Consider the following 23,494-nt stretch of genomic DNA (forward strand, 5'->3'; position numbering starts at 1 on the left):
CTTTAAGCACCTGAACAGACTGAATCCGCGAGTGGATTTTTCAGAACAACCCAAGAGGCATCCATGCGCCAACCCGATATCGAGATTTACCTGAAAGACGCTGACGTTGACCATAAGGCGATCACTGCCTGGCTGACCGCAGACATCGGCCCTTGTACCGAGTGGACGCAGAAAGGCCAGACCTGGAAATGCCGGGCGGGCGACATCCCGGTGACCTGGATTCCGAAGGCCGTCGGCAAGTGGAACAGCCTGTGCCTGGACAGCGACAAAACGCCGTGGGACGACGACGTTGCTTGCGCGCGCGCCGCCTTCGCTGCGCTGAAGGTCGAAGTGCGATGCGCGCCGGGGACGTGGGTCGAGGAAGAAAACGACGCCGAGGCCGATCAATGGATTCGCATCAGCGTTGACGGTGAAGAGGAAATCACCTGGCGCACCTCGTAACGCCAAGGACCGCGGGGCTTGATGCCTGAGGGGCTCCCCGGCCGCGCCGCTTTGCCCATCCCCACCAGATACGGCAAACTGGCGGCCTCGCGGGCGTCGCCCCTCTCAGCAGAACTCTATGACCCGTTCCCCGTTTCGCCGTCTTGTCTTCGGCACCGTGCGCCGCCTGCTTTACCTCTGGGTGCGCTCGGAGACGATCAACCAGTCGTCCTTCACCCTCAATCTTGACCGCAGCCGCCCGGTTTTCTACGCGCTGCAAAACCCTTCGATGAGCGATCTCGCCGTCCTCGACACCGAATGCCGCAAGGCCGGTTTGCCGCGCCCGGTGCTGTCCGTGGCCGTCGGCAACCTGACCGAGCCCGCCGCGTATTTCTACCTCACGCCCGAGCCAGACTGGTTGGGACGTCACGACAAACGCGGCGCACCGCCGACCCTCGGACGTCTGGTCAGTGCGGTCACGCAAAACGCCACTGAAGACGCGCAGATCATTCCGGTCAGCGTGTTCTGGGGGCAGTCACCGGACAAGGAAGACAGCCCGTGGAAACTGCTGTTTGCCGACAGCTGGGCGGTGACCGGGCGTCTGCGCCGCTTGGTGACCATTCTGATCCTGGGCCGCAAGACACGTGTGCAGTTCTCGGCGCCGGTTCATCTGCGCGAACTGGTCGATCAAAACAAAGGGTACGAGCGCACGGTGCGCATGGCCCAGCGGCTGTTGCGCGTGCATTTTCGCAACCTCAAGACCGCCGTGATCGGCCCGGACCTTTCCCATCGCCGCCATCTGGTCAAAGGGCTGGTGGCGGATCCGCTGGTCAAACAGGCCATTCTCGACGAGGCGGCACGGGAGAAAATCACCGAAGCCAAGGCCCGGGAAAAGGCCTTGCACTACGGAAACGAGATCGCTTCGGACTACACCTACACCGCCATTCGCTTTCTGGAAGTGGTGCTGAGCTGGTTCTGGAACAAGATTTACGACGGCATTAAGGTCAGTCACCTGGAGGGTGTGCAGAACGTCGCCCAAGGCAACGAGATCATTTATGTGCCCTGCCACCGCAGTCACATCGACTACCTGCTGCTGTCGTACCTGCTGTTTCGCAACGGCCTGACCCCGCCGCACATCGCCGCCGGGATCAACCTCAACATGCCGGTGATCGGCAGCCTGCTGCGGCGCGGCGGCGCGTTTTTCATGCGCCGCACGTTCAAGGGCAATCCGCTCTACACCGCAGTTTTCAACGAGTACCTGCACACCTTGTTTACCAAGGGCTTTCCGGTCGAGTACTTCGTAGAAGGCGGACGCTCGCGCACCGGACGGATGTTGCAGCCGAAAACCGGGATGCTGGCGATTACCCTGCGCAGCTTCCTGCGCAACTCGCGCATGCCTATCGTCTTCGTGCCGGTGTACATCGGCTACGAACGCGTGCTGGAAGGTCGGACCTACCTGGGCGAACTGCGTGGCGCAGCGAAGAAGAAAGAGTCGATATTCGACGTGTTCAAAGTCATTGGTGCGCTGAAACAGCGCTTCGGTCAGGTCTCGGTCAACTTCGGTGAGCCGATCAAGCTGACCGAGTTTCTCGACCATGAGCAGCCGGACTGGCGCACTCAGGAACTGGGCCCGGTGTTCAAACCGGCCTGGCTGAACGAGACCACTCACCGTCTGGGCGAGCGCGTGGCGCGCCACCTGAACGAAGCCGCCGCCATCAATCCGGTCAATCTGGTGGCGCTGGCGTTGCTGTCGACCGCCAGGCACGCGCTGGACGATCAAGCCCTTGCGCGGGTGCTGGATGTCTACCTGACGCTGTTGCGCAACGTGCCCTACTCGCCCCACACGACACTGCCGGAAGGCGACGGCCGGGCGCTGATCGAACACGTCAAGGGCATGAACCTGCTCTCGGAACTGAGCGATGCGCTGGGCAAAATCCTCTATCTGGACGAGCAAAACGCCGTCCTGATGACCTACTACCGCAACAACGTCCTGCACATTTTTGCGCTGCCCTCGTTACTGGCGTGCTTCTTCCAGAGCTCGTCACGCATGAGCCGCGAGCAGATTTTGCGTTACACCCGCGCGCTGTATCCGTACCTGCAATCGGAGCTGTTCATTCGCTGGTCGCTGGATGATCTGGATGAGGTCATCGATCAATGGCTGACGGCCTTCGTAGACCAGGGCCTGTTGCGATTCGAGAACGGCGTGTACCTGCGCCCGGCGCCCAGCTCGCGCCATTTCGTGCTGCTGACGGTCCTCTCGCGAGCGATTGCCCAGACCTTGCAGCGTTTTTACATGTCGATATCACTGCTGCTCAACAGCGGTCAGCACACCCTCACGGCCGAAGGGCTCGAGGAGCTGTGCACGACCATGGCTCAGCGGCTGTCGATTCTGCACGGCCTGAACGCCCCGGAGTTTTTCGACAAGAGCCTGTTCCGGCATTTCATTCAGACGCTGCTGGACCAAGGCGTCCTGCGCACTGACGAAGCCGGAAAACTGAGCTATCACGATATGTTGGGTGATCTGGCGGAAGGCGCCGCCAAGCGCGTGCTGCCAGCGGAAATCCGGCTGTCGATCCGCCAGGTGGCGCTGCACCGCAGCGACGAAGTCGGGCCCGCGCCAATCGCCTAGCCAACGGCGGCATACGCCTCACAACCGTCTACCTGACAAGGAGCATCACATGAAACACATCCTGCTCGCCCTCATGACCACCGTGCTGGCCGCTTGCGCCCATACGCCGGATAACCTGCCAGGGTCATTGGATGGCGAAGTGTTCTACCTGCAGCGCATGGCGCTTCCACCGACGGCTACGCTGAAGGTCACGTTGCAGGACGTCACGCGGGCCGATGCGCCTGCTCAGGTCCTCGCCAGCCAGAACGGCCCGATCAAAGGCCAGGTGCCGCTGCCGTTTCACCTGACCTACGATCAGAAGCAGGTCCAGCCGGGTCACACTTACGCGGTCAGCGCGCGCATCGAAGTGGACGGCGAGCTGCTGATGATCAGCACCGAGCGCTACACGGTAGATCTGACGCTGGACGAGAAGCCGCCCGTCAAAATTCGTTTGAGCCCGGCCCGTTAACCCGGCCCGGATCACAGCCCCTTGCAAAGGACACCACCCATGTTGCGTCGCTCTGTCTCGTTCACCGGCGTTTGCGCCGGCCTGCTGCTTTGCACCAGCGCCTTCGCGTTGTCGCTCAATGATCTGTCGCAATCGGACGCCACCGGCGGGCTGAAGGACGCCTTGACCCAGGGCGCGCAAGTGGCCATCAAGCAACTAGGGGTGCCGGGCGGTTTTTCCAACAACAAGGACGTGCGCATTGAATTGCCAGGCAGCCTGGGCAAGGTCGCCAAGAAGATGAAGCAGTTCGGTATGGGTGCGCAGGTCGATCAGCTGGAAACAAGCATGAACCAGGCAGCCGAAGCGGCGGTGCCCCAGGCGCAGACGTTACTGGTCGATGCGGTGAAGAAGATGAGCGTGTCGGACGCCAAGGGCATTCTCAGTGGCGGCAAGGATTCGGCCACTCAGTACCTGAACACCTCCAGCCGCGAACAGATCCGCGCCAAGTTCCTGCCCATCGTCAAACAGGCCACTGACAAAGTTGGCCTGGCGCAGAAGTACAACGCCTTCGCCGGCCAGGCCGCGACGCTGGGTGTGCTGGACGCCAAGAGCTCAAACATTGAAGGCTACGTCACTGAGAAGGCGCTGGACGGCCTGTTCGAAATGATCGCCAAACAGGAAGAAAGCATTCGCGCCAATCCGGCAGCGGCAGCCACTGGTCTGGCGAAGAAGGTGTTCGGCGCGCTGTAAGGCGCGCCGGGGTCCGGGTTGATCGAATCAGGCCTCAACCCGCTCCTCTTCTTTGACCCTGAACCACGCGGCATACAGCGCGGGCAGAAACAGCAGGGTCAGCGCCGTGGCGACAATCAGGCCGCCCATGATGGCAACCGCCATTGGCCCGAAGAAAACGCTGCGTGACAGCGGGATCATCGCCAGCACCGCTGCCAGCGCGGTCAACACGATGGGCCGGAAGCGTCGCACCGTCGCTTCGATGATCGCCTGCCAGCGGTCGAGGCCCGCAGCGATGTCCTGCTCGATCTGGTCCACCAGGATCACCGAGTTGCGCATGATCATGCCCGACAGCGCGATGGTGCCCAGCATCGCCACGAAGCCGAACGGCTGGTTGAACAGCAGCAGAAACAACGTCACACCGATCAGCCCCAGCGGCGCGGTCAGGAACACCATGAAGGTGCGCGAGAAACTGCGCAGCTGGATCATCAGCAAGGTCAGCACCACCACGATGAACAGCGGCACTCCGGCGTTCACCGAGTTCTGCCCGCGCGCCGAATCCTCGACCGTGCCGCCCACCTCCAGCAAATACCCGTCGGGCAACTGAGCGCGCACGCTTTCCAGCGTCGGCAGAATCTGTTTCACCAGCGTTGCCGGTTGCTCCTTGCCATAGATATCAGCGCGCACCGTCACGTTCGGTAACCGGTTGCGGTGCCAGATGATGCCCTCCTCAAAGCCGTATTCCAGCGTAGCCACCTGGGACAGCGCGACACTGCCGCCGTTGGCGGTCGGCACTGACAGGCTGGAGAGATTGCCCAGTTCGTGCCGCTCCTGCTCGGTGCCGCGCAGCAGGATTTCGATCAACTCGTCGTCCTCGCGGTACTGGCTCACGCTCGACCCGGTCAACTGGCTCTGCAGAAAACGCGACAGGTCCGCAGTGGTCACGCCAAGCGCTCTGGCCCGGTCCTGATCGACATTGAGGTAAACAACCTTACTCGGCTCTTCCCAGTCCAGATGCACGTTCACCACATGAGGGTTTTCCCTGACCTTTGCCGCCACCTTGCGTGCCAGCGCACGCACCTCATCGATGTGCTCGCCAGTAACGCGAAACTGCACCGGGTAGCCTACGGGCGGGCCGTTCTCGAGGCGGGTGACGCGAGGCCGCAGCATCGGAAATTGCTCGTCGAGCGTTTGAATCAGCCACGTGCGCAGCGCCTCGCGGTCCTCAATGGTTTTCGCGAGCACGACGAACTGGGCAAAGCTGGCCGCGGGCAACTGCTGGTCCAGAGGCAGGTAGAAGCGTGGCGAGCCGGTGCCGACATAGGCCACGTAGTTGTCGACGCCGGCGTGGTCCTTGATCATCGCTTCCAACCGTTTGACCTGCTCGGCGGTGCTGCTCAGCGAGGCCCCTTCCGCCAGCTTCAGGTCGACCATCAACTCTAGCCGGCCCGACGCCGGGAAAAACTGTTGCGGCACGAAGCGGAACATGAAAATCGACAGGGCAAACAGAGCAATCGTCAGCACGATGACCGTCTTGCGGCGGCGCACGCACCACCCCACCAAGCCGCGAACGCGGCGGTAGAACGGTGTGGCGTAAGGGTCAGGCGCATGCGAACCGGCGCCGTGCCGGGCTGCATGGATTTTCGCCAGATCCGGCAACAGTCGCGCACCCAGATACGGCACGAACACCACCGCGGCAATCCACGAAGCGATCAGCGCCAGGGTCACCACCTGAAAGATCGAGCGGGTGTACTCGCCGGTGCTCGACTGCGCGGTGGCAATGGGCAGAAAGCCTGCTGCGGTAATCAGAGTACCCGTGAGCATCGGAAACGCCGTGCTGGTCCATGCAAAGCTGGCGGCCTTCACCCGGTCGTAACCCTGCTCCATTTTGATCGCCATCATTTCCACGGCGATGATGGCGTCGTCCACCAACAAACCCAGCGCCAGTACCAGCGCGCCGAGGGAGATTTTATGCAGGCCGATGCCCAAGTAATACATGCAGGCAAATGTCATCGCCAGCACCAGCGGAATCGCCAGCGCCACCACCATCCCGGTGCGCACCCCCAGGGAGAAAAAACTGACCAGCAGCACGATGCCCAAGGCTTCAGCGAGCACCTGCACGAACTCGCCAACGCTGGTCTTCACCGCCGCCGGCTGGTCCGAGACTTTGCGCAGTTGCATGCCGGCCGGGAGGTTGTTTTGCAGGCGCGCAAACTCCGCCTCCAGCGCACGCCCCAACACCAGAATGTCGCCGCCGTCTTTCATGGCGACAGCGAGCCCGATGGCGTCCTGCCCCATGAACCGCATTTGCGGCGCGGGCGGGTCATTGAAGCCACGGCGCACATCGGCCAGATCACTGATGCGGAACGTGCGATCACCGACCCGAATCGGGAAACTGCGGATCTCGTCGACGGTCCGAAAACGCCCCGTCACCCGCAACTGGACGCGCTCGCCGGGCGTCTCGAAAAAGCTCGCGGCCACCACCGCGTTCTGCGCTTCCAGTGCCTGCTGCACTGACTGCATCGGCAGGCCGAGGGTGGCGAGCTTGACGTTGGACAGTTCGATCCAGATCTTTTCGTCCTGCAACCCCAGCAGCTCGACCTTGCCCACGTCCTTGACCCGTTGCAGCTGGATCTGGATGCGGTCGGCGTAGTCCTTGAGCACCGCGTAGTCGAAACCCTCCCCCGTCAGCGCGTAGATATTGCCGAAGGTGGTGCCGAACTCGTCGTTGAAGAAAGGCCCCTGCACGCCCGCCGGAAGATTCTGACGGATGTCGCTGATCTTCTTGCGGATCTGATACCAGAGTTCGGGCAGCCGGGCGGAGACCAGCGAGTCGCGCGCGACAAAGGTGACTTGAGACTCGCCGGGACGCGAAAACGAGACAATGCGCTCGTAATCACCGGTTTCCATCAGCTTCTTCTCGACGCGGTCGGTCACCTGCCGGGACACTTCCTCGGCGCTGGCGCCCGGCCAGAGCGTGCGAATGACCATGGCTTTGAAGGTGAAGGGTGGATCTTCGCTCTGGCCCAGTTTGGTGTAGGAAAGCGCACCGACTGCGGCCAGCAGGATCATGAGATACAGGACCATCTGGCGGTTACGCAGCGCCCATTCGGAAAGATTGAAACGCATCCCCGCTACTCCTTAGCCGCCAGTTTCACCGCGCGGTTGCTGCGGTCGACCGGGCGCACTTGCTCGCCCTCGTGCAGCACGTGTACGCCTGCCGCCACGACCCAGTCGCTGGCCTGTAAACCGCTGAGCACCGGCACGGTTTCCTGGCCATAGGCGCCGACCTGCACCGGCGTGCGTTTGAGCGTGGAATCGCTTTGCAGCCGCCAGACGTAGGTCGCGCCGTTTTCGGCGGTAAGCGCCGACAGCGGCACGGACAGCGGCACGGCGTGTTCTGACTGGATGTAAACCCGGGCGCTCTGCCCCAGCTCCGCCGGGACTTTCCCGCCGGCGAAGGCAATGCGCGCGGCGAAGGTGCGCGAGCGCGGATCGGCGGCAGGCGACAGCTCGCGGATGCGGCCCGGGAAACGCTGCTCGCGTTGCGTCCAGAGTTCGACCGAAACCGGGTCGCCAATCTTGAAGCGACCGTAATTCTGTTCCGGAAGGCTGATCGAGACTTCGCGCTCGCCATCGGCCGCCAGGGTGAAGACGGTTTGCCCGGCAGCCACCACTTGGCCGACTTCGACCAGTCGTCTGGCAATTACGCCATCCTGCGACGCACGAAGCACCGCGTAACCGGTCTGATTATCGGCGACGGTCAATTCAGCCTTGAGCTGTCTAAGACGGGCGTCACCGGCCCGGTAGAGGTTTTCGGCGTTGTCGTACAGCGACTTGCTGACCATCTGCCGATCCATCAGGGTTTTGTAGCGGTCGCGCTCGGAGCGGACCGTCTGCAGGTTGGCTTCGGCGGCAGTGACCTGGGCGCGGGTGGCGTCCTGCTGCAAGCGCACGTCCTGGGCGTCAAGCTCGGCCAGCGCCTGATTGGCCTTGACCCGCTCACCCTCCTCGACCAGACGCTTGCTGACTTTACCCGGGATGCGGAAAGCCAGTTCAGGTTCGAAGCGGGCGCGAACTTCGCCCGGGTAGCTGTCCATGGACTGGGCAGACGGCAGCGGCTGCACCACCATGGCAGGCCGCACCGCAACGGTCACCGGGGGCTCTTGCCCACATCCGGCAAGCGCCATGATCAGACCGACCGGCAAGGCAAGGAGCGGGGCAAGGAACGGGGCATGGCGGAGCATGATGGGGCACCCTGGCAGAGAGCTTTGAATAATTGTACCGGCGAGTATATTTAAAATTACCGAACTGAACAGTCCAATAAACTGACGAAGATGCCTGACGAACCCATGACTGACTTGACCACCACCGCCGGCCCCGGCCGCCCCAAGGATCTGGCCAAGCGCCAGGCAATTCTTGAAGCCGCCAAAAACCTGTTCGTGCGCAACGGATACACCAACACCAGCATGGACGCTGTCGCTTCAGAAGCCGGCGTTTCCAAGCTTACGGTCTACAACCATTTCACCGACAAGGAGACGTTGTTCTCCTGCGCGGTGGTCGCACGCTGCGAGGAGCAGGTGCCCGGGCTGTTCGTGGATGTGCCGATGGATGAGCCCGTGGAAAAAGTATTGCTGGGCATTGCCAGAGGGTTTCAGACGCTGATCAACAGCCCGGAGTCCATCGATTTGCATCGGCTGATGATTGCTCTGGGGACCCAGGGGTCGACGCTCTCCCACGTTTTTTTCGAAGCGGGACCCCAACGCATCCTGCACGAGATGGAGCGGTTCCTGACCAGACTCAATGGCACCAACGGCTTGCATTTCGAATCGCCGGCCAGTGCAGCGGGGCATTTTTTGAGTTTGATCAAGGGCGTGTACAACTTCCGCCTGCTCATCGGCACCGGAGAGGCGCTGGACGAGCAGACTGGCGAGCATCATGTGCGGGAAGTCGTCGCGTTGTTTTTGAAGGCCTACCGAGCGTAGAAAGCCCGGAATTACGAGCCCTTCAACGCCTTTTTCGGGTAGATGTCATAGCGGCTGGATTTGCCGTCCAGCGCGTAGGAAGGCTTGGTGCCTTCGATGCTCGGCGCCTTGCGCGGACGTTTGACCACGACGCGATGGGTCGCCAGCCCCAGGGCCGCTTCCAGCAACGCCGGTGCGTCCATGTCGTCGCCCACCAGCGGCCGGAACAGGCGCATTTCTTTTTTGACCAGCGCGGTCTTTTCTCGGTGCGGGAACATCGGGTCAAGGTAAATGACCTGGGGCGGCTCGCCCTCCCACTGACGAATCAGCTCAATAGCGTTGCCGGTCAACAGGCGCATCTGCGCGATGATTGCGCCCACGTCCAGGTCTTTCGATCCGCGCGCCAGACCGTCTTCAAGCAGCGCAGCGATGATCGGCTGCCGCTCGATCAGGCTCACCTCGCAACCCAGACTTGCCAGCACGAATGCATCCTTGCCCAGTCCTGCCGTGGCATCCAGCACCCGAGGGCGTACACCCGGCTGAATGCCAACGGCCTTGGCAATCATCTGCCCGCTGCCGCCGCCAAACAGACGCCGATGGGCCGCCTTGCCTTCGATGAAATCCACGCGCACCGGGCCCGGCGCGTCGTCACCCAGTTGCTGTAACTGCAGGCCATGGTCGGCCACCTGGAGGGCGAAGTCTGCGTCGGCATCTTCCAGTGGCAAACCCAGTCGCTGCGCCCAATGCGCGGCAGTTTCGTGCCCGTCGGGGGTCAGGCTGTCGACCCGAATGCGGCTGCCCGCGTGTTGCTCTGTCATTGTCTCTTCGCGCTCAAATATTCTTAATGATTGGCAGCAGCTGCCGATAACGAATGTATCCGGCATTTTGCCAGACCCACGGCATGTACTGAGCGCTTATGTCAGACATTCAGCAAACCTCCTCGATAGGCTATTTGACGTACGCAGGCGACTACAGCGTACGCAATACCCAAACCCTGAGCGGCGTCACGCAGCTCTGGCAGGATGCGTTTGCCCGTGCGATGGCTCAGCAGGTCGATGAAAACGCTGGCACCTCTCCGGAATACAGCGCCGTTGCCACGACGGACAACCAGACCGGCGAGCCGATTGCCGGCGCAACTGCGCTGGACAAAATCGTTGAGCAACGTGAGTGCCCGGTGGAGGACAAGGAGATCGCGCCACCGGAGCCATTGTTCCTGCCCATTGCCGAATTCGAATGGGATCTGGCCGACAAGCCCGCCAAGCCATTCACGGCAATGGAAATGATCGAGCAGCAGCGCAACCTGAAATTCGACGACACGTGGGTCCGCCCGACCGTGCTCAACCCCTACGATGACAGCGTTGAACCAGGCCCTGGCCCTCAGCCTCGCCCACTGTTCCTGCCGATTGCGGAGTTCGAGTGGGACCTGGCGGACAAGCCCGCAACGCCGTTCAGTGCCGAAGAGATGACCGAGCAGCAGCGCCATCTGGCATTCGATAACGGCTGGGCGCGGCCCATCGTACTTCAGAACCTTCGTATCGCGGCCTGACACCAAGCCCAACGCCTATCAAAAATCTGCGAGCATGCTCGCGCAGCGTCCGGGACATCCGCAGAGTTGTTAGCGGCTGAACGGCCGTCTTCGTGAGCAAGCTCAGTCCTGCCGGGGTGACGCTTGCGGCGAGACGGGCGGCGCCGGACCGACGCTTCACGTGTGGCACTCACCAGCGCGATTCCTCAAGCGCTCGACTTTAGCGACACACCCGCCAGCGTCCCATGTCCAGATGAAAGTGGTTGCGGTGCGCCGCGTTGTAGTCCGGGCTCAGCACGGTGTTGAACTGCTGGCAGGCGCCATCCCTCACCATCTTCAGAAAGCGCCCGTCGTCACCTTCGTCTTTCCAGTCCTTCAGTACGGAAATCCTGCGCCCGTCTGCCAGTCGGAATCCGGCGATGTCCAGCGCATTGGCTGAAGCGTGCTGACTCAGGCGGCCTGCGCTGCGGTTGTAGATATTGCGGCAAGCGAAGCTGCCGAGATGATCGACCTGCGTGACCTTTTGCCCGAACACCGACTGCGCCGCCGGCTGCAACTGGTGAATGTCGAACAGCGCATACGCCACGGCCAGGCGACAACTGGACAGGAAACTGCTGCTCAGCGCGACATCGCCGCCCTGAATACGAAGCGTATTGGTGAGCGGGCATTTGACGTCGGGGCCACTGTCGGCCTGATGCGTGTAGCGAAGGGGCGAGGTTTTTAGCGCCGCTTCGCACAAGGCGGGATCGTCCTGCAGCCGCGACAGCTTAAAGGAGGTGAGCAGGTTGGGCTCGTCCCGCACATTCAACGGGGCCCACGGGTTCCAACGGTCAGCGACAGGCAACCAGCCGCGCCAGATCGAAACCGCCGCTGCCGCGCCGATGAACATCAATAGAAGAAAGAAGGTCGAACCGCGCATGCAGGAAGGTGCTCGTTTGACGGAGTGAAGGGTCCACCCTATCTCGACCTCAGAGCAGCCCGAGTTGCTCCACCTGCGGACCGCGATCCAGCTGCGGCAAATCTGCCAACCCCGGCAGCAGGGTCATCAATTGATGGTGAAAACGACGGGCCAGCTGTGGCGAGGCAATGTTGCCGGGCGTGTGCAGGAACACCGACGGCGTACGGCCCTCTTCAATCCAGCCTGCCACCTTTGGCGCCCACTGTACGAGGAAGTCTTCGTTGACCGCCTGCTCTGGCCCGCCGATGAAGCGCACTTGAGGGAAGGACGTCAGCGCGGCGGGACGCGGAGGTACTTTGGGTTTCAGCGACTGCGCGTGCAGCACGACAGGGTCGGTGGACACGCAGCTGAACAACGGCCTGGAATCCATGCAGATGCGCTCCACGCCCCGGTCGAGCAACAGGCGGTTGAGCTGACGCTCGTCCTCGCCCTTGCTGAAGAACGCCATGTTGCGCACTTCCACCGCAAGGGGCTGGCCTTGCAGCGCATCAATAAAAGCCGCCAGCTCGCTAAGCCGGTGCGGACCGAAACTGGCTGACAGTTGCAGCCACAGTGGCTGGATTCTCGTCCCGAGCGGCGCAAGCAGCTGCAGGAAATCCTCCACCGCAGCCAGGTGATCGCGCAGGTCCCCGGCATGGCTGATATCACGGGGTATTTTGGCGCTGAAACGGAAATGCTCGGGCAACGCATCCGCCCAGCGCTGGACGATCTCAGGCTTGGGACGCGCGTAAAACGTGGTATTGCCTTCGACGGCGTTGAACACCTGCCCGTACAACCCGAGTAAATCCGAGTCGTGGGCATCCGGCGGGTACAACGACTCACGCCAGGCTTTTTCGCTCCAGGACGGGCAACCGATGTAATACGGCGGATGGGAGAGGTTCAAACGTGCAGGTCGAGTCCGGAGACTTCGAGGTCCCATTCGACGAAAGTCGAGGTCATCAGATAGCTGCTCAGCGCGTGAGCGACGCGGGTGCTCATGGCGCGCGGGAAGATGATGTCTTGCTGACGCGCGGGCACGTTTGCAGTGGTGCCGGTCTGGCGACGGGCCACCTGCGGATTCACCTCGATCTCGTCGTTCACTTCCTCGAACGTGCCGTCCACCGCCGCAGAGTCCCTGCGTGGCTTACGCTTGATCGGATATGAGCGTGGTGAGGGACCGGTGATTCGCATCATGCTTACTCGGCGTCTGATAGTGGCAATTTAATCTCACAGTATGCGGTTAAGCAAACATGCGAACGATAACTAGACCACACTTATTGCTGAATGTTTAAAACTGGCCAGAGTTTATGCAGATTTATCGCCGAACGGTCGTGCGCAGTGTGACCTGTGTCGCAGATTGAACGTGGCGCTGCGGCCTTGTGGTACCTCATTCGTAAAAGCCGGCTTGCTGCCGAAGACTGTTCAACCCGCCGCTGCGATGGTGCTTGCAGACGCAGGTTCGCCAACAAGCCGGCTCCTACGGATTCACGATGGCCCGAGGGACAGGGTTGACCCTCAGCGCGCCTTCGGCGTCGCCACTTTATCGCGAAGGTAAACCGGTTGGGCGTCGTCCGCGACAATGGCTTCGCCACGATGCCAGGCGAATGTGCCGAGGGTGAGCAAGTCCTGAGCGTGGGGCAGCAGCGTGGCGTCCTGAGCATTGACACTGACGGCGATGCGTTCGGCATAACCCCAGCCGGTGCCGGCTCCGAACCAGTCACCGGTTGCACCGCTCGGTAAAGCTGCAAGCTCCGGCGCCATGACGGCCTCCTCCCCCGCCAGCTTCATTTCCCCGGCCACCTCGCGGTAGCAACCCCAATACACCTCGTCCATCCGCGCGTCGATGGCAGCCGCCACCTGAGTGGCGCCCTGCTCGCGAAACGCGCGCTGGGCCAGTGCCGCAAGGTTGGACACAGGCAGCACCGGGCGGTCGAGGCCGAAGGCCAGCCCCTGGACGACGCCGATGGCAATGCGCACGCCGGTGAATGCACCCGGCCCGCGGCCGAAGGCAATGGCATCCAGCGCCGACAGCCCGATGCCCGCCTCGGCCAGCAGGTCCTTGATCATCGGCAGGAGCTTTTGCGCGTGCAGGCGCGGGATCACCTCGTAGTGAGTCAGCACGTTGCCGTCATGCAGCAGAGCGACTGAGCAGGCTTCAGTGGCGGTGTCCAGGGCCAGCAAGGTGGTCATCGGGGTTTCCATCGTTGTGCGAAAAAAGTGCCGCATTATAAACAACAACGGCCCGCAAGCGGGCCGTTGTTCAATGCCGTGACAGGCGAATCAGCTCAGGGCTTCAAGCACCTTGGCGGTGATCTGCTCAACAGTGCCCACGCCTTCGATGTGACTGCACTTCGGCGTGCCGTCCTCGGCCTGAAGCCTGTTGTAGAAGTCCACCAGTGGCTTGGTCTGAGAATGGTAGACCGACAGGCGATGGCGAACGGTGGCTTCGACGTCGTCCTTGCGCTGAACCAGTGGCTCGCCGGTGACGTCATCCACGCCTTCAACCTTTGGCGGGTTGTAAAGGGTGTGGTAGACACGACCGGAGCCTTCGTGGACACGGCGACCGGAGATGCGCTTGACGATCTCTTCGTCATCGACCTTGATCTCGATGACGTGGTCGATGGCCAGACCGGCTTTCTTCAGGGCTTCTGCCTGTGGAATGGTGCGCGGGAAGCCGTCGAACAGGCAACCGCCGGCGCAATCGGGCTCGGACAGGCGATCCTTGATCAGGCCGATGATCAGGTCATCGGAAACCAGGCCGCCGCTGTCCATAACGCTTTTGGCCTTGAGGCCCAGCTCGGTGCCGGCCTTGACCGCAGCACGCAGCATGTCGCCGGTGGAAATCTGCGGAATGTTGAATTTCTCAGTGATGAACTTTGCCTGAGTACCTTTGCCGGCCCCGGGAGCTCCCAGCAGAATCACGCGCATTGTTGTGCTCCTCAAATTTTTATAGAGATATCGTCGGATTCGCCTAAATGGGGCCAATCGCAAAAAATTTACTGACCCAACGGCCAAAGGCTGATCAAGATACACAGCCGATTCATGCCGCACAAGACGCCGAAAGTCGCAGTAACCCGCGAAAAACCAGTAGCTTGGCATCGATTAACGCAAGGGCAGGTCAACCTGCAACTCGGTAAACGCTGCACCCCTTGCAAGGTTCCAGGTGCGGCCGGATGAACAGGCGCGTCTTCATCCGGCAGCGTTGCCTGCCTGTCAGCCAGTGTTGCGCAATCCGGCGGCGATGCCTGCAACAGACACCAGCAGCGCCTGCACCAGCGGACTGTCCAGACTCGTCTCTTGTTGGCGCGAGCGCGCCAGCAACTCCGCCTGCAATAAATGAAGAGGGTCGAGGTAGGTGTTGCGCAGACTGATGAACTTCAGGGTTTCGGGGCTGTGCGCCAGCAACCGTGACTGACCTGTGAGGCCGAGCACCACGTCGCACGCCTGCGACAATAGGCCGCGCAAATGCGTGCCCAGATGCAGCAGTTTCGGCTCCACCAGGCGTTCATCGTAGAGCTGGGCGATGTCGCTGTCGGCCTTGGCCAATACCATTTCCAGCATGTCAATGCGGGTGCGGAAGAACGGCCATTGCTCACGCATCTCGGCGAGCAGATCGCCCTGACCACGTTCCAGCGCCTGGCTCAAGGCGCGTTCCCACCCCAGCCACGCGGGCAACATCAGACGCGTTTGGGTCCAGGCGAAAATCCAGGGAATCGCGCGCAGGCTTTCAACGCCGCCTTCACGACGCTTGGCGGGACGGCTGCCCAGCGGCAAGCGGCCCAGTTCCTGTTCTGGCGTCGCCTGACGAAAGTATTCGACGAACTCTGGATCTTCCCGAACCACGGCCCGGTACGCTTTCACGCCATCGGCTGCTAGTTCGTCCATCACTAGGCGCCAGGCGGGTTGCGGCATCGGCGGCGGTTGCAACGTGGCTTCCAGCACCGCCGCCAGATAGAGGTTGAGGTTCTGCTCGGCGATGTCCGGCAGGCCGAACTTGAAGCGGATCATCTCGCCCTGCTCGGTGGTGCGGAAGCGTCCCGCCACCGAGCCCGGCGGCTGCGACAGAATGGCCGCATGCGCAGGACCGCCGCCACGCCCCACCGTGCCGCCGCGGCCATGGAATAGCAGCAGCTCGACCTGTTGCGCGCGGCAGATGTCCACCAGTTTTTCCTGGGCCCGATACTGCGCCCAGGCCGCGGCAGTCGTGCCGGCGTCCTTGGCGGAATCGGAGTAGCCGATCATGACTTCCTGCGGCCCCTCCAGGCTTTGGCGGTAAGCGGGAATACCTAATAATTGCTCAATCACAGGACCTGCGTTGTCCAGGTCGGCCAGCGTTTCGAACAGCGGCACCACGCGCATGGATCGCTGCAGCCCGGCTTCTTTTAACAACAGCTGAACGGTGAGCACATCCGAGGCCGCGCCCGCCATGGAAATCACGTAGGAGCCCAGCGATGCCGCCGGCGCCGCAGCTACCTCGCGGCAGGTCGCCAGCACTTCGGCCGTGTCCGCTTCGGGGCTGAAGTACGCGGGCAACAGGGGCCGCTTGTTGTCCAGCTCCCGCAGCAGGAAGTCGATCCGCGTCGGCTCATCCCACTCGTCATAACGGCCGAGCCCGAGGTATTCGGTGATCTCGCTCATGGCCGAACTGTGCCGCGTGGAATCCTGGCGCACGTCGAGCTTCACCAGGAACAGGCCGAAGGTCACGGCACGACGCAGACAGTCGAGCAGCGGGCCATCGGCTATCACGCCCATGCCGCACTCGTGCAGCGAGTCGAAACACAGTTGCAGCGGCTCAAGCAGTTCGCGGTTTTCGTGCAACACATCTTCGGGCGCGACCTGGTTAACGGTCAGTGACGCATGGGCCCAATTACGCGTGGCCCGCAGGCGCTCACGCAATTGCTTCAGGACGCTGCGATAAGGTTCGGCGCTGTCACCGGCAGCTTCCATCAGCGCAGGGCTGGCCTGCTGCATCGACAGCTCGGCGGCCAGTTGGTCGACGCCACGCAGATACAGGTCGGCTGCCATCCAGCGCGCCAGCAGCAACACCTCTCGGGTCACAGCAGCGGTCACGTTGGGGTTACCGTCGCGGTCGCCGCCCATCCAGGACGCGAAGCGTATCGGTGCCGATTTGAGCGGCAGGTGCAGACCGGTCGCGGCATGCAGCGCCTGATCGGCTTTGCGCAGGTAGTTGGGGATGGCTTGCCACAGGGAGTTTTCGATCACCGCAAATCCCCACTTCGCCTCGTCGACAGGCGTGGGACGGACGCGGCGAATTTCTTCGGTGTGCCACGCCTCGGCGATCAACCGCTGCAAGCGTTCAGTGATCTGTTCACGCTCATGGCGATTCAAGTCGCGATGGTCGAGCGCCGCCAGTTGCGCCGCGATGGCGTCGTACTTCTGAATCAGCGTGCGCCGCGCGACTTCGGTCGGATGCGCCGTCAGCACCAGTTCGATTTCCAGCGTGGCCAACTGCTGCGCCAACGCCTGGGGGGTCTGACCGGCCTGCTTCAAGCGCTCCAGCAATTCTGGCAGCACACGGGATTCGAACGGCTGCGGCTTGCTGTCATCGCGACGATGAATCAGCTGATATTGCTCGGCAATGTTGGCCAAATTGAGAAATTGGTTAAACGCACGTGCCACCGGCAGCAACTCGTCTTCACCCAGCCCTTCGAGACTGGAACTCAGCTGCTCGGTGCCTTGGGTCGAGGCGTGGCGGTCGGCCTTGGCGCTTTTGCGGATACGCTCGATCTTCTCGAGGAAATCAGCGCCGTGCTGATCACGAATGGTGTTGCCCAACAGCTCACCCAGCAGATGAACGTCCTCGCGCAATCGTGCATCGATATCAGCCATCCAGCCCTCTCCTTCAGCTTTATTGTTGTTTACCGGCGTGTTCCGGGGTCCATTCTCTGCTGCCGAACGGAACGCCCTGCGGGGTTTCGTTTCTACTGATGTGTATAGAGCGACAGATTGATGTCCATACGCAACCCTCGACGCACTTTCACCGCCGGGGAAGCCCGTCTCAGTCACCCTCCACCGTGGCTGGGCCCTACGTCCAACGCCCGCCCTGTCGCGGGCACTGATGAGGTATGTATGAAGATCCGAGAGCTGGCCGAGCAGTGGGAACAAAACGCCAAAGGCCGCCTGACCGAAACCGCCTACGCCATTCATCTGGACGTCGAGGCTGCCGCCCGGCTCGCGGCAATTGCCGACATGTACCCCAAGCGCACGCCGGAAGAGTTGCTCGGTGAGCTGATTGGTGCCGCGCTGGAGGAGCTGGAGGCAAGCTTCCCTTACGTGCGCGGCCAGCACGTGGTTGCCACGGATGAGGAAGGTAACCCGCTGTATGAAGATGTCGGGCCGACGCCCCGTTTTCTTGAACTCTCCCGCCGCCATCTGCAGGAAATATCCGATCGCGACGCGCTTTGACGATTGCACCTACGACGTCGTTTTATCCGCGTCAAATTAATTCCTGAGTGAACAGGGCCGCTGAAGCAGCGCGCAGGCAGCGTCATTTTCCTGGGCGTCAATTTTACAACACGTAACAAAACCTGACTCATTGTTAAGAAAACTGTCTGAACTATTCAAAAAACGCAGGAGTCCGAGCAGTTAGCCATTCCAGTAAAGCCGTCAGATGAACAGCTAAAGCGATGCAACACCCTCCATCCGCATGGGCTCGCTGCTGAAATGGAACAACCAGTTTTCAGGAGTTAAGAAATGGAGTTGACCACCATGAACACCAGCACTGCCAAACCAACGTTCAATCGCCTGCGCGGGCTGAAGATGGCTGCCCTGGCGCTCGGCACCAGCGTTATTCTGGCTGGTTGCGCAGGTAATCCTCCAAGCGAGCAGTACGCCGTGACCCAATCGGCTGTAAACGCCGCCGTCACTGCAGGCGCCACCGAGTACGCCGCCGTTGAAATGAAGTCCGCTCAGGACAAGTTCAAGCAAGCCGAGCTGGCGATGCAGGAAAAGAAATACGACGAAGCTCGCAAGTACGCCGAGCAAGCTGAATGGGATGCCCGTGTAGCCGAGCGTAAGGCTCAGGCCGCGAAGGCACAGAAAGCGGTGCAGGATGCTCGTCAGGGCGTCAATGAGCTGCGTGAAGAAGGCATGCGTCAGGTCCAGCCTGTCACTCAGTAACGCTTCGCAGTTCAAGCATTGGCCATCGAGTTAAAGGACGAAAATATTATGCGTAAACAAGTACTTATCCCTGCCCTGCTGGCTTTGAGCGTTGGTCTGGCGGCGTGCTCGTCGCAACCGAACGTGAACCTGGAACAAGCCCGCACCAACTACTCCGCGCTGCAAAGCAACCCGAAAGCCACCGAACTGGCGGCGCTGGAAACCAAAGACGCCAGCGAGTGGCTGGACAAAGCTGACGCTGCCTACCGCAACAACGATGACCAGAAGAAAGTCGATCAACTGGCTTATCTGACCAATCAGCGCGTTGAACTGGCCAAGCAGACCATCAACCTTAAAACCGCTGAAAACGATCTGAAAGGTGCCGCTGCCCAACGTGCTCAGGCACGTCTGGATGCTCGCGATGCACAGATCAAAGCACTGCAGAACAGCCTGAACGCCAAGCAGACCGAACGCGGTACGCTGGTGACGTTCGGCGACGTACTGTTCGACCTGAACAAGGCCGAGCTGAAGTCTTCGGGTCTGGTCAACGTCAACAAGCTGGCCCAGTTCCTTCAGGAAAACCCTGATCGCAAGGTCATCGTTGAAGGCTACACCGACAGCACCGGTTCGGCGGCTTACAACGACTCGCTGTCAGAGCGCCGCGCCCAGTCCGTGCGCATGGCACTGATCAAAATGGGCGTAGGCCCGGAGCGTATCGTTGCCCAGGGTTATGGCAAGGAATACCCGGTGGCGGACAATGCCAGCGCCTCGGGTCGTGCCATGAACCGTCGCGTGGAAGTGACCATTTCCAACGACAACCAGCCAGTAGCACCGCGCTCTTCGATGAAGTAATGCGGTTGTAGCGGCACATGGAAAGCCCCGCCTGTTGCGAAACAGGCGGGGCTTTTTTGTGGCCTGCGTTTTTCTCCGGATGGGGTTGGGATGAGGTGCTTTTAGAGAGAACTGATTGCGCCCCGTGTTTTTAGAGCTGCGCAAAAAGTCGCGCACTCACTTGCAGATATGGGATGGTTAATGCCCCACGGGCCACGTGGTTTGCGTCCTGTAGAAGAGTGCGCAAGAAGTTACGCCGGGGTGCGCAATTTCTTGCGAACTTTTCGTTTTATTATCCGGTGTTGCTTTCGCTAAAACCTGTTTTTTGCTTCTTAAGCTATTGATATTGCTTGGCTAATTATTAGCTGGCACAGCCCTTGATATCTCCATAGCCCCCGGATCGGCATTCACGCCTTTTCGGATGGTTTTTTGAGCACGGAGAGCATCCTTGGCGCCCCCCCTAGATCTGCCCGTTGGTGGCGATAAACGCGAACCGCAAATGGCGGTTGTTCCGCTCGATCTGATTCAGGTTGAAGACGTTGGTCTTGGTGCGGCCAATTTCGACGCCTGGCTGCAGGAGATCAGCGGCGGGGTCGTCACGCTTGATCGAATCAAAGCCGAGGCAGGCGGACTGTTAGTAGTAGGCAACATCATGGCGCTCGTTGATGCGCTGAATGACATTGCCAAGCTATGGAGCAACGAGAAGCGCGATCCCTGGGACTGGGTCAGTCTGGGCATCAATCTGATCGGATTGCTGCCACGCCCGCCTGGCATGGCGGCTGCACGGATGAGCCTTCGTCCGATGCTGTTTCTGGTGCGCCAGAAGATACGTCGGACTGGGAAGTTGGTGTTGTGTGACGTGCTGATCGAGATTTTGATCGGGCACCTCAATGCCACCATTGTCGGGACCCTTGATGACTTTGTGCCTCAGGCGCAGGCCAGGCTCCCCGGGATTCTCGATGATGCGGGAAAGCTCGGTGAACAGATGCTTCTTCAGATCGCTACCGGCCTGGAGAAGCTGGTCGACCCGAAGCTGAACGCCAACGCTGATCTGCTGGAAGCGAAGCAGTTGATCCAGGCGGGCGGGGATCTGTGGGCCTACAATCATAAGGCGGCGATTGACAACATTTTTGCGGCCGCTGCGAATGTTTGCATGGCTGTGGGTAAGAGCGCTGTTAACGGTGCTGCCGAATATTTCGTGCCCCAAGCGCTGAAAGAGCAGGTACTCCGACATGCAGGTTCGTTGCGTGCAATGGGCCCGGAGCTTCGGGATCAGATTAATCGTCTGGCGGATCCTGGCCTTAACAACTCTATTGGGGCGTTGCTGGGGACATTGGCAGGTGCGGTAGTCACATGGCGCACGCGCAATGGGCATGGCCAGTCGTTCAACATCAAGCCGGGGGTGGTTAATCAGGCCAAACGTCTGGCAGGTGAAGGCAAGCTGGAGGCTGTTCAGTTCGAGAAACCTGCCAAGTCCCTGCCTAACGACCTGAAGGATTGTGCCTGTGCTTCTACGATCGGAAGTATCAGTTTTGCGATGGGCTCGGAGTCGGTCAGCCATACCGATTTCAGCCTGCCGGGGCCGTTTCCGATCGACTGGACGCGTACTTACTGCTCGAGCCTAAATGCCTACGATCAGGACTTCATCGGCGCACGCTGGATTACGCCGTTTACCACGCGCTTTGATCTCGTCGGCGACGGGCTGGTGTTTCATGACGCCGATGGCCGTAGTCATGAATTCCCTCTTCCGAAGGTCAAGCTGTTCCATTTCAATGCCATCGAAAATCTGACCGTCATTCGCCTCAGCAAAGATCGCTTGGTACTGATGCGGGGGCTTGAGCACAGGGAAACCTACGTTCGTCGGGGGCAAAGGTTTGTTCTGATCAACAAGGTGCTGCCCAACGGCGCCGGGGTGATGCTGCATTACGAGCATCGGCATGATGGGCAGTTGGTGCTCTCCGAGTTAGTGACTTACTCGGAAAAGGACGTAAACAAAGTCCATCTGCGCCTTGGCACGTTGATTGATGATCAGGGACGGTTGACGGGTCTTTGGGAAGTTCGTGATGGCGAGGTTAAACGCCAACTGTGCGCGTATCAGTGCGATGATTTTGGTGACCTTGTTCTGGCGCAGGATGAAAACGGCGCTGCCTGGCGTTATCAGTATCAAAATCACCTGATCACCCGCTACACCGACCGCACCCATCGTGGTTTGAACCTGCAATGGCAAGGTACCGGTCCCGACGCCAAGGCCGTGCGCGAATGGGCTGACGACGGCAGCTTTGACACGCGGCTGGCATGGGACGAAAACATCCGTCTGACCTATGTCACTGATGCCCTCGGCCACGAAACCTGGCACTACTACGACAGCCTTGGCTACACCTATCGCATTCGCCATGCGGACGGGCGTTCCGAGTGGTTCTTCCGGGACGCGGCGAAGAACATCATTCGCCACGTCCACACAGACGGGAGCACCGACCGGTATCGCTACGACAAGCTGAGCAATCTGACTGAACACACCCGCGCTGATCACAGCGTCATGAACTACGCCTATGACGATAGAAGTCATCTGATCAAGATCAGCGACGGCGAGGGTGGGCTTTGGATACGGGACTACGACCTTCGTGGAAATCTGGTTGAGGCAGTTGACCCCTTAGAAAACACCACCGAATACGCCTACAACCAATTCGGCCTTCCTACGACCATCAAAGACGCTAACGGCAACACGAAAGCGTTGGCCTACAACAAAGCTGGACAAATCGTTAAGTACACCGACTGCTCGGGCAAGGTGAGTATCTGGGAGTACGACGAACGCGGGCAGATGATCCGCTTCACCGACCCCGCTGGCCACAGCACCACGTACGAATACAAAGCCGGCCAGTTGGTCCTGATCAGACATCCGGACAAAACCGAAGAACGGTTTAGCCGCGACGCCGAAGGTCGTTTGCTCGCCCACTCCGACGGTCTGGAACGATGCACCACCTGGCGCTACACCGCTGCGGGTTTCATCGCCGAACGCGTAGATGCAGCCGAACAAACCCTGCGCTACCGCTGGGACAAACTCGGCAGGTTGGTGGCGCTGGAAAACGAAAACGAACGCCGCGCCCATTTTCACTACGATCCGGTCGGCAGGCTGCTGGAAGAGAGAGGTTTCGACGGTCGTGCTACACAGTACCGCTACGATCCTGAGACCGGCCGCCTCGCCGAAACAGTTAACGGCCAGCGTACTATTGCGCTGACCTTCGACCCGATGGGCCGCCTGACCGAACGCTGCGCCACCCTAGGCGACAAGTCCCAAAGCGAAACCTTCGCCTACGACGGCAATGGCCAGCTGGTCATGGCGACCAATGCCGCCAGCCGCCTGCAATGGTTTCACGACCCGGCTGGCAACCTCCTGCGCGAGCATCAGCATTATTCGAATCTGGACAAACCGTTGGTTGCCGTCTGGCAGCACGAGTACGACGCGCTCAACAACCGCGTTGCCACCATTCGCCCCGACGGTCATCGCGTCAGCTGGCTGACTTATGGCAGCGGCCATCTGCTTGGCTTGAAGCTGGATGAACATGAACTGCTCAGCTACGAACGCGATGACCTGCATCGCGAAGTCGCCCGCCATCAGGGCAACCAGCTACTGCAAACCCAAAGCTGGGACCCAGCGGGACGCCTTCAAGAACAACTACTGGGCCGAGCAGACGACAAATCCGCGCTCATCAAACGCGCCTACACCTACGACACCGCCGGCCAACTCACCGACATCAACGACAGCCGCCGTGGTCCGTTGAGTTACCGCTACGACCCGGTAAGCCGCCTTCTCAGCGCCACCAGTCGCCTTGGCACCGAAACCTTCGCCTTCGACCCCGCGAGCAACCTGCTGAACGAAGGCGCCGAACCCGTCCGCCGCCCACTCGACCGCGAA

General features: G+C 60.8%; 19 protein-coding genes. 10 read left to right on the plus strand and 9 right to left on the minus strand.

Features of this window, described 5'->3' with window-relative positions:
- Positions 1-63 precede the first annotated feature (63 nt).
- The 4 genes from VF672_RS09555 to VF672_RS09570 all read left to right on the plus strand — a co-directional run bounded on the left by VF672_RS09555 (position 64) and on the right by VF672_RS09570 (position 4,226).
- The gene (locus tag VF672_RS09555; protein ID WP_331104033.1) at positions 64-441 is read left to right on the plus strand and encodes a hypothetical protein; all 378 of its coding nucleotides are present in this window, start codon (positions 64-66) and stop codon (positions 439-441) included.
- 118 nt (positions 442-559) lie between these two features.
- Positions 560-3,049 (plus strand): glycerol-3-phosphate 1-O-acyltransferase PlsB, encoded by a 2,490-nt coding sequence (plsB, locus tag VF672_RS09560; RefSeq protein WP_331104035.1) that lies wholly within the window; start codon positions 560-562, stop codon positions 3,047-3,049.
- A 49-nt stretch (positions 3,050-3,098) separates the two neighbouring features.
- A complete protein-coding gene (locus VF672_RS09565) occupies positions 3,099-3,497 on the plus strand; it encodes a YbaY family lipoprotein (RefSeq protein ID WP_331104037.1) in 399 nt (132 codons plus the stop codon).
- A gap of 39 nt (positions 3,498-3,536) precedes the next feature.
- Positions 3,537-4,226, plus strand: a complete 690-nt coding sequence (locus VF672_RS09570; protein WP_331104039.1) for a DUF4197 domain-containing protein — start codon at positions 3,537-3,539, stop codon at positions 4,224-4,226.
- 27 nt (positions 4,227-4,253) lie between these two features.
- Here VF672_RS09570 and VF672_RS09575 read toward each other — a convergent pair whose 3' ends face one another.
- The gene (locus VF672_RS09575; protein ID WP_331104042.1) at positions 4,254-7,334 is read right to left on the minus strand and encodes an efflux RND transporter permease subunit; all 3,081 of its coding nucleotides are present in this window, start codon (positions 7,332-7,334) and stop codon (positions 4,254-4,256) included.
- Between the two features lie 5 nt (positions 7,335-7,339).
- Positions 7,340-8,452 (minus strand): efflux RND transporter periplasmic adaptor subunit, encoded by a 1,113-nt coding sequence (locus VF672_RS09580; protein WP_331104045.1) that lies wholly within the window; start codon positions 8,450-8,452, stop codon positions 7,340-7,342.
- A gap of 90 nt (positions 8,453-8,542) precedes the next feature.
- Between VF672_RS09580 and VF672_RS09585 the strand changes: the two genes are divergently transcribed.
- Entirely contained in the window at positions 8,543-9,190 is a 648-nt protein-coding gene (locus VF672_RS09585; RefSeq protein WP_414705588.1) for a TetR/AcrR family transcriptional regulator, read from the plus strand.
- An 11-nt stretch (positions 9,191-9,201) separates the two neighbouring features.
- Here the strand turns inward: VF672_RS09585 and VF672_RS09590 are convergent, their stop codons facing one another.
- Complete coding sequence (locus VF672_RS09590; protein WP_331104049.1) at positions 9,202-9,987, minus strand: class I SAM-dependent methyltransferase; 786 nt, start codon at positions 9,985-9,987, stop codon at positions 9,202-9,204.
- A gap of 98 nt (positions 9,988-10,085) precedes the next feature.
- On the opposite strand from VF672_RS09590, the gene VF672_RS09595 reads away from it, so the two are divergent.
- Positions 10,086-10,715 (plus strand): energy transducer TonB, encoded by a 630-nt coding sequence (locus VF672_RS09595; protein WP_331104051.1) that lies wholly within the window; start codon positions 10,086-10,088, stop codon positions 10,713-10,715.
- Between the two features lie 199 nt (positions 10,716-10,914).
- Here the strand turns inward: VF672_RS09595 and VF672_RS09600 are convergent, their stop codons facing one another.
- The 6 genes from VF672_RS09600 to ppc all read right to left on the minus strand — a co-directional run bounded on the left by VF672_RS09600 (position 10,915) and on the right by ppc (position 17,481).
- Positions 10,915-11,613, minus strand: a complete 699-nt coding sequence (locus tag VF672_RS09600) for an extensin family protein (protein ID WP_331104053.1) — start codon at positions 11,611-11,613, stop codon at positions 10,915-10,917.
- Between the two features lie 49 nt (positions 11,614-11,662).
- The gene (locus VF672_RS09605) at positions 11,663-12,571 is read right to left on the minus strand and encodes a DUF72 domain-containing protein (protein ID WP_331104056.1); all 909 of its coding nucleotides are present in this window, start codon (positions 12,569-12,571) and stop codon (positions 11,663-11,665) included.
- Positions 12,532-12,822, minus strand: a complete 291-nt coding sequence (locus VF672_RS09610; RefSeq protein ID WP_331104073.1) for a hypothetical protein — start codon at positions 12,820-12,822, stop codon at positions 12,532-12,534. Before VF672_RS09610 ends, VF672_RS09605 begins: the two co-directional genes overlap by 40 nt.
- A gap of 324 nt (positions 12,823-13,146) precedes the next feature.
- Positions 13,147-13,821, minus strand: a complete 675-nt coding sequence (gene tsaB, locus VF672_RS09615; protein WP_331104058.1) for a tRNA (adenosine(37)-N6)-threonylcarbamoyltransferase complex dimerization subunit type 1 TsaB — start codon at positions 13,819-13,821, stop codon at positions 13,147-13,149.
- 90 nt (positions 13,822-13,911) lie between these two features.
- Positions 13,912-14,559, minus strand: coding sequence for an adenylate kinase (gene adk, locus VF672_RS09620; RefSeq protein WP_331104060.1), 648 nt, complete (start codon positions 14,557-14,559; stop codon positions 13,912-13,914).
- A 285-nt stretch (positions 14,560-14,844) separates the two neighbouring features.
- Positions 14,845-17,481, minus strand: a complete 2,637-nt coding sequence (gene ppc, locus VF672_RS09625) for a phosphoenolpyruvate carboxylase (protein WP_331104062.1) — start codon at positions 17,479-17,481, stop codon at positions 14,845-14,847.
- Between the two features lie 240 nt (positions 17,482-17,721).
- Here ppc and VF672_RS09630 point away from each other — a divergent pair, with 240 nt between their 5' ends.
- The 4 genes from VF672_RS09630 to VF672_RS09645 all read left to right on the plus strand — a co-directional run.
- Positions 17,722-18,057 carry a pilin assembly protein gene (locus VF672_RS09630; RefSeq protein ID WP_331104064.1) on the plus strand — a complete coding sequence of 112 codons (336 nt, stop codon included), beginning with the start codon at positions 17,722-17,724 and terminating at the stop codon, positions 18,055-18,057.
- Between the two features lie 288 nt (positions 18,058-18,345).
- The gene (locus VF672_RS09635; RefSeq protein WP_331104066.1) at positions 18,346-18,771 is read left to right on the plus strand and encodes a DUF4398 domain-containing protein; all 426 of its coding nucleotides are present in this window, start codon (positions 18,346-18,348) and stop codon (positions 18,769-18,771) included.
- Positions 18,772-18,819: 48 nt separating this feature from the next.
- A complete protein-coding gene (locus VF672_RS09640; protein ID WP_133772665.1) occupies positions 18,820-19,602 on the plus strand; it encodes an OmpA family protein in 783 nt (260 codons plus the stop codon).
- 478 nt (positions 19,603-20,080) lie between these two features.
- The coding region (locus VF672_RS09645; protein ID WP_414705589.1) for a DUF6531 domain-containing protein at positions 20,081-23,494 on the plus strand (3,414 nt) is incomplete at its 3' end.

It is taken from the genome of Pseudomonas sp. (assembly GCF_036387035.1).
Lineage (GTDB): Bacteria > Pseudomonadota > Gammaproteobacteria > Pseudomonadales > Pseudomonadaceae > Aquipseudomonas.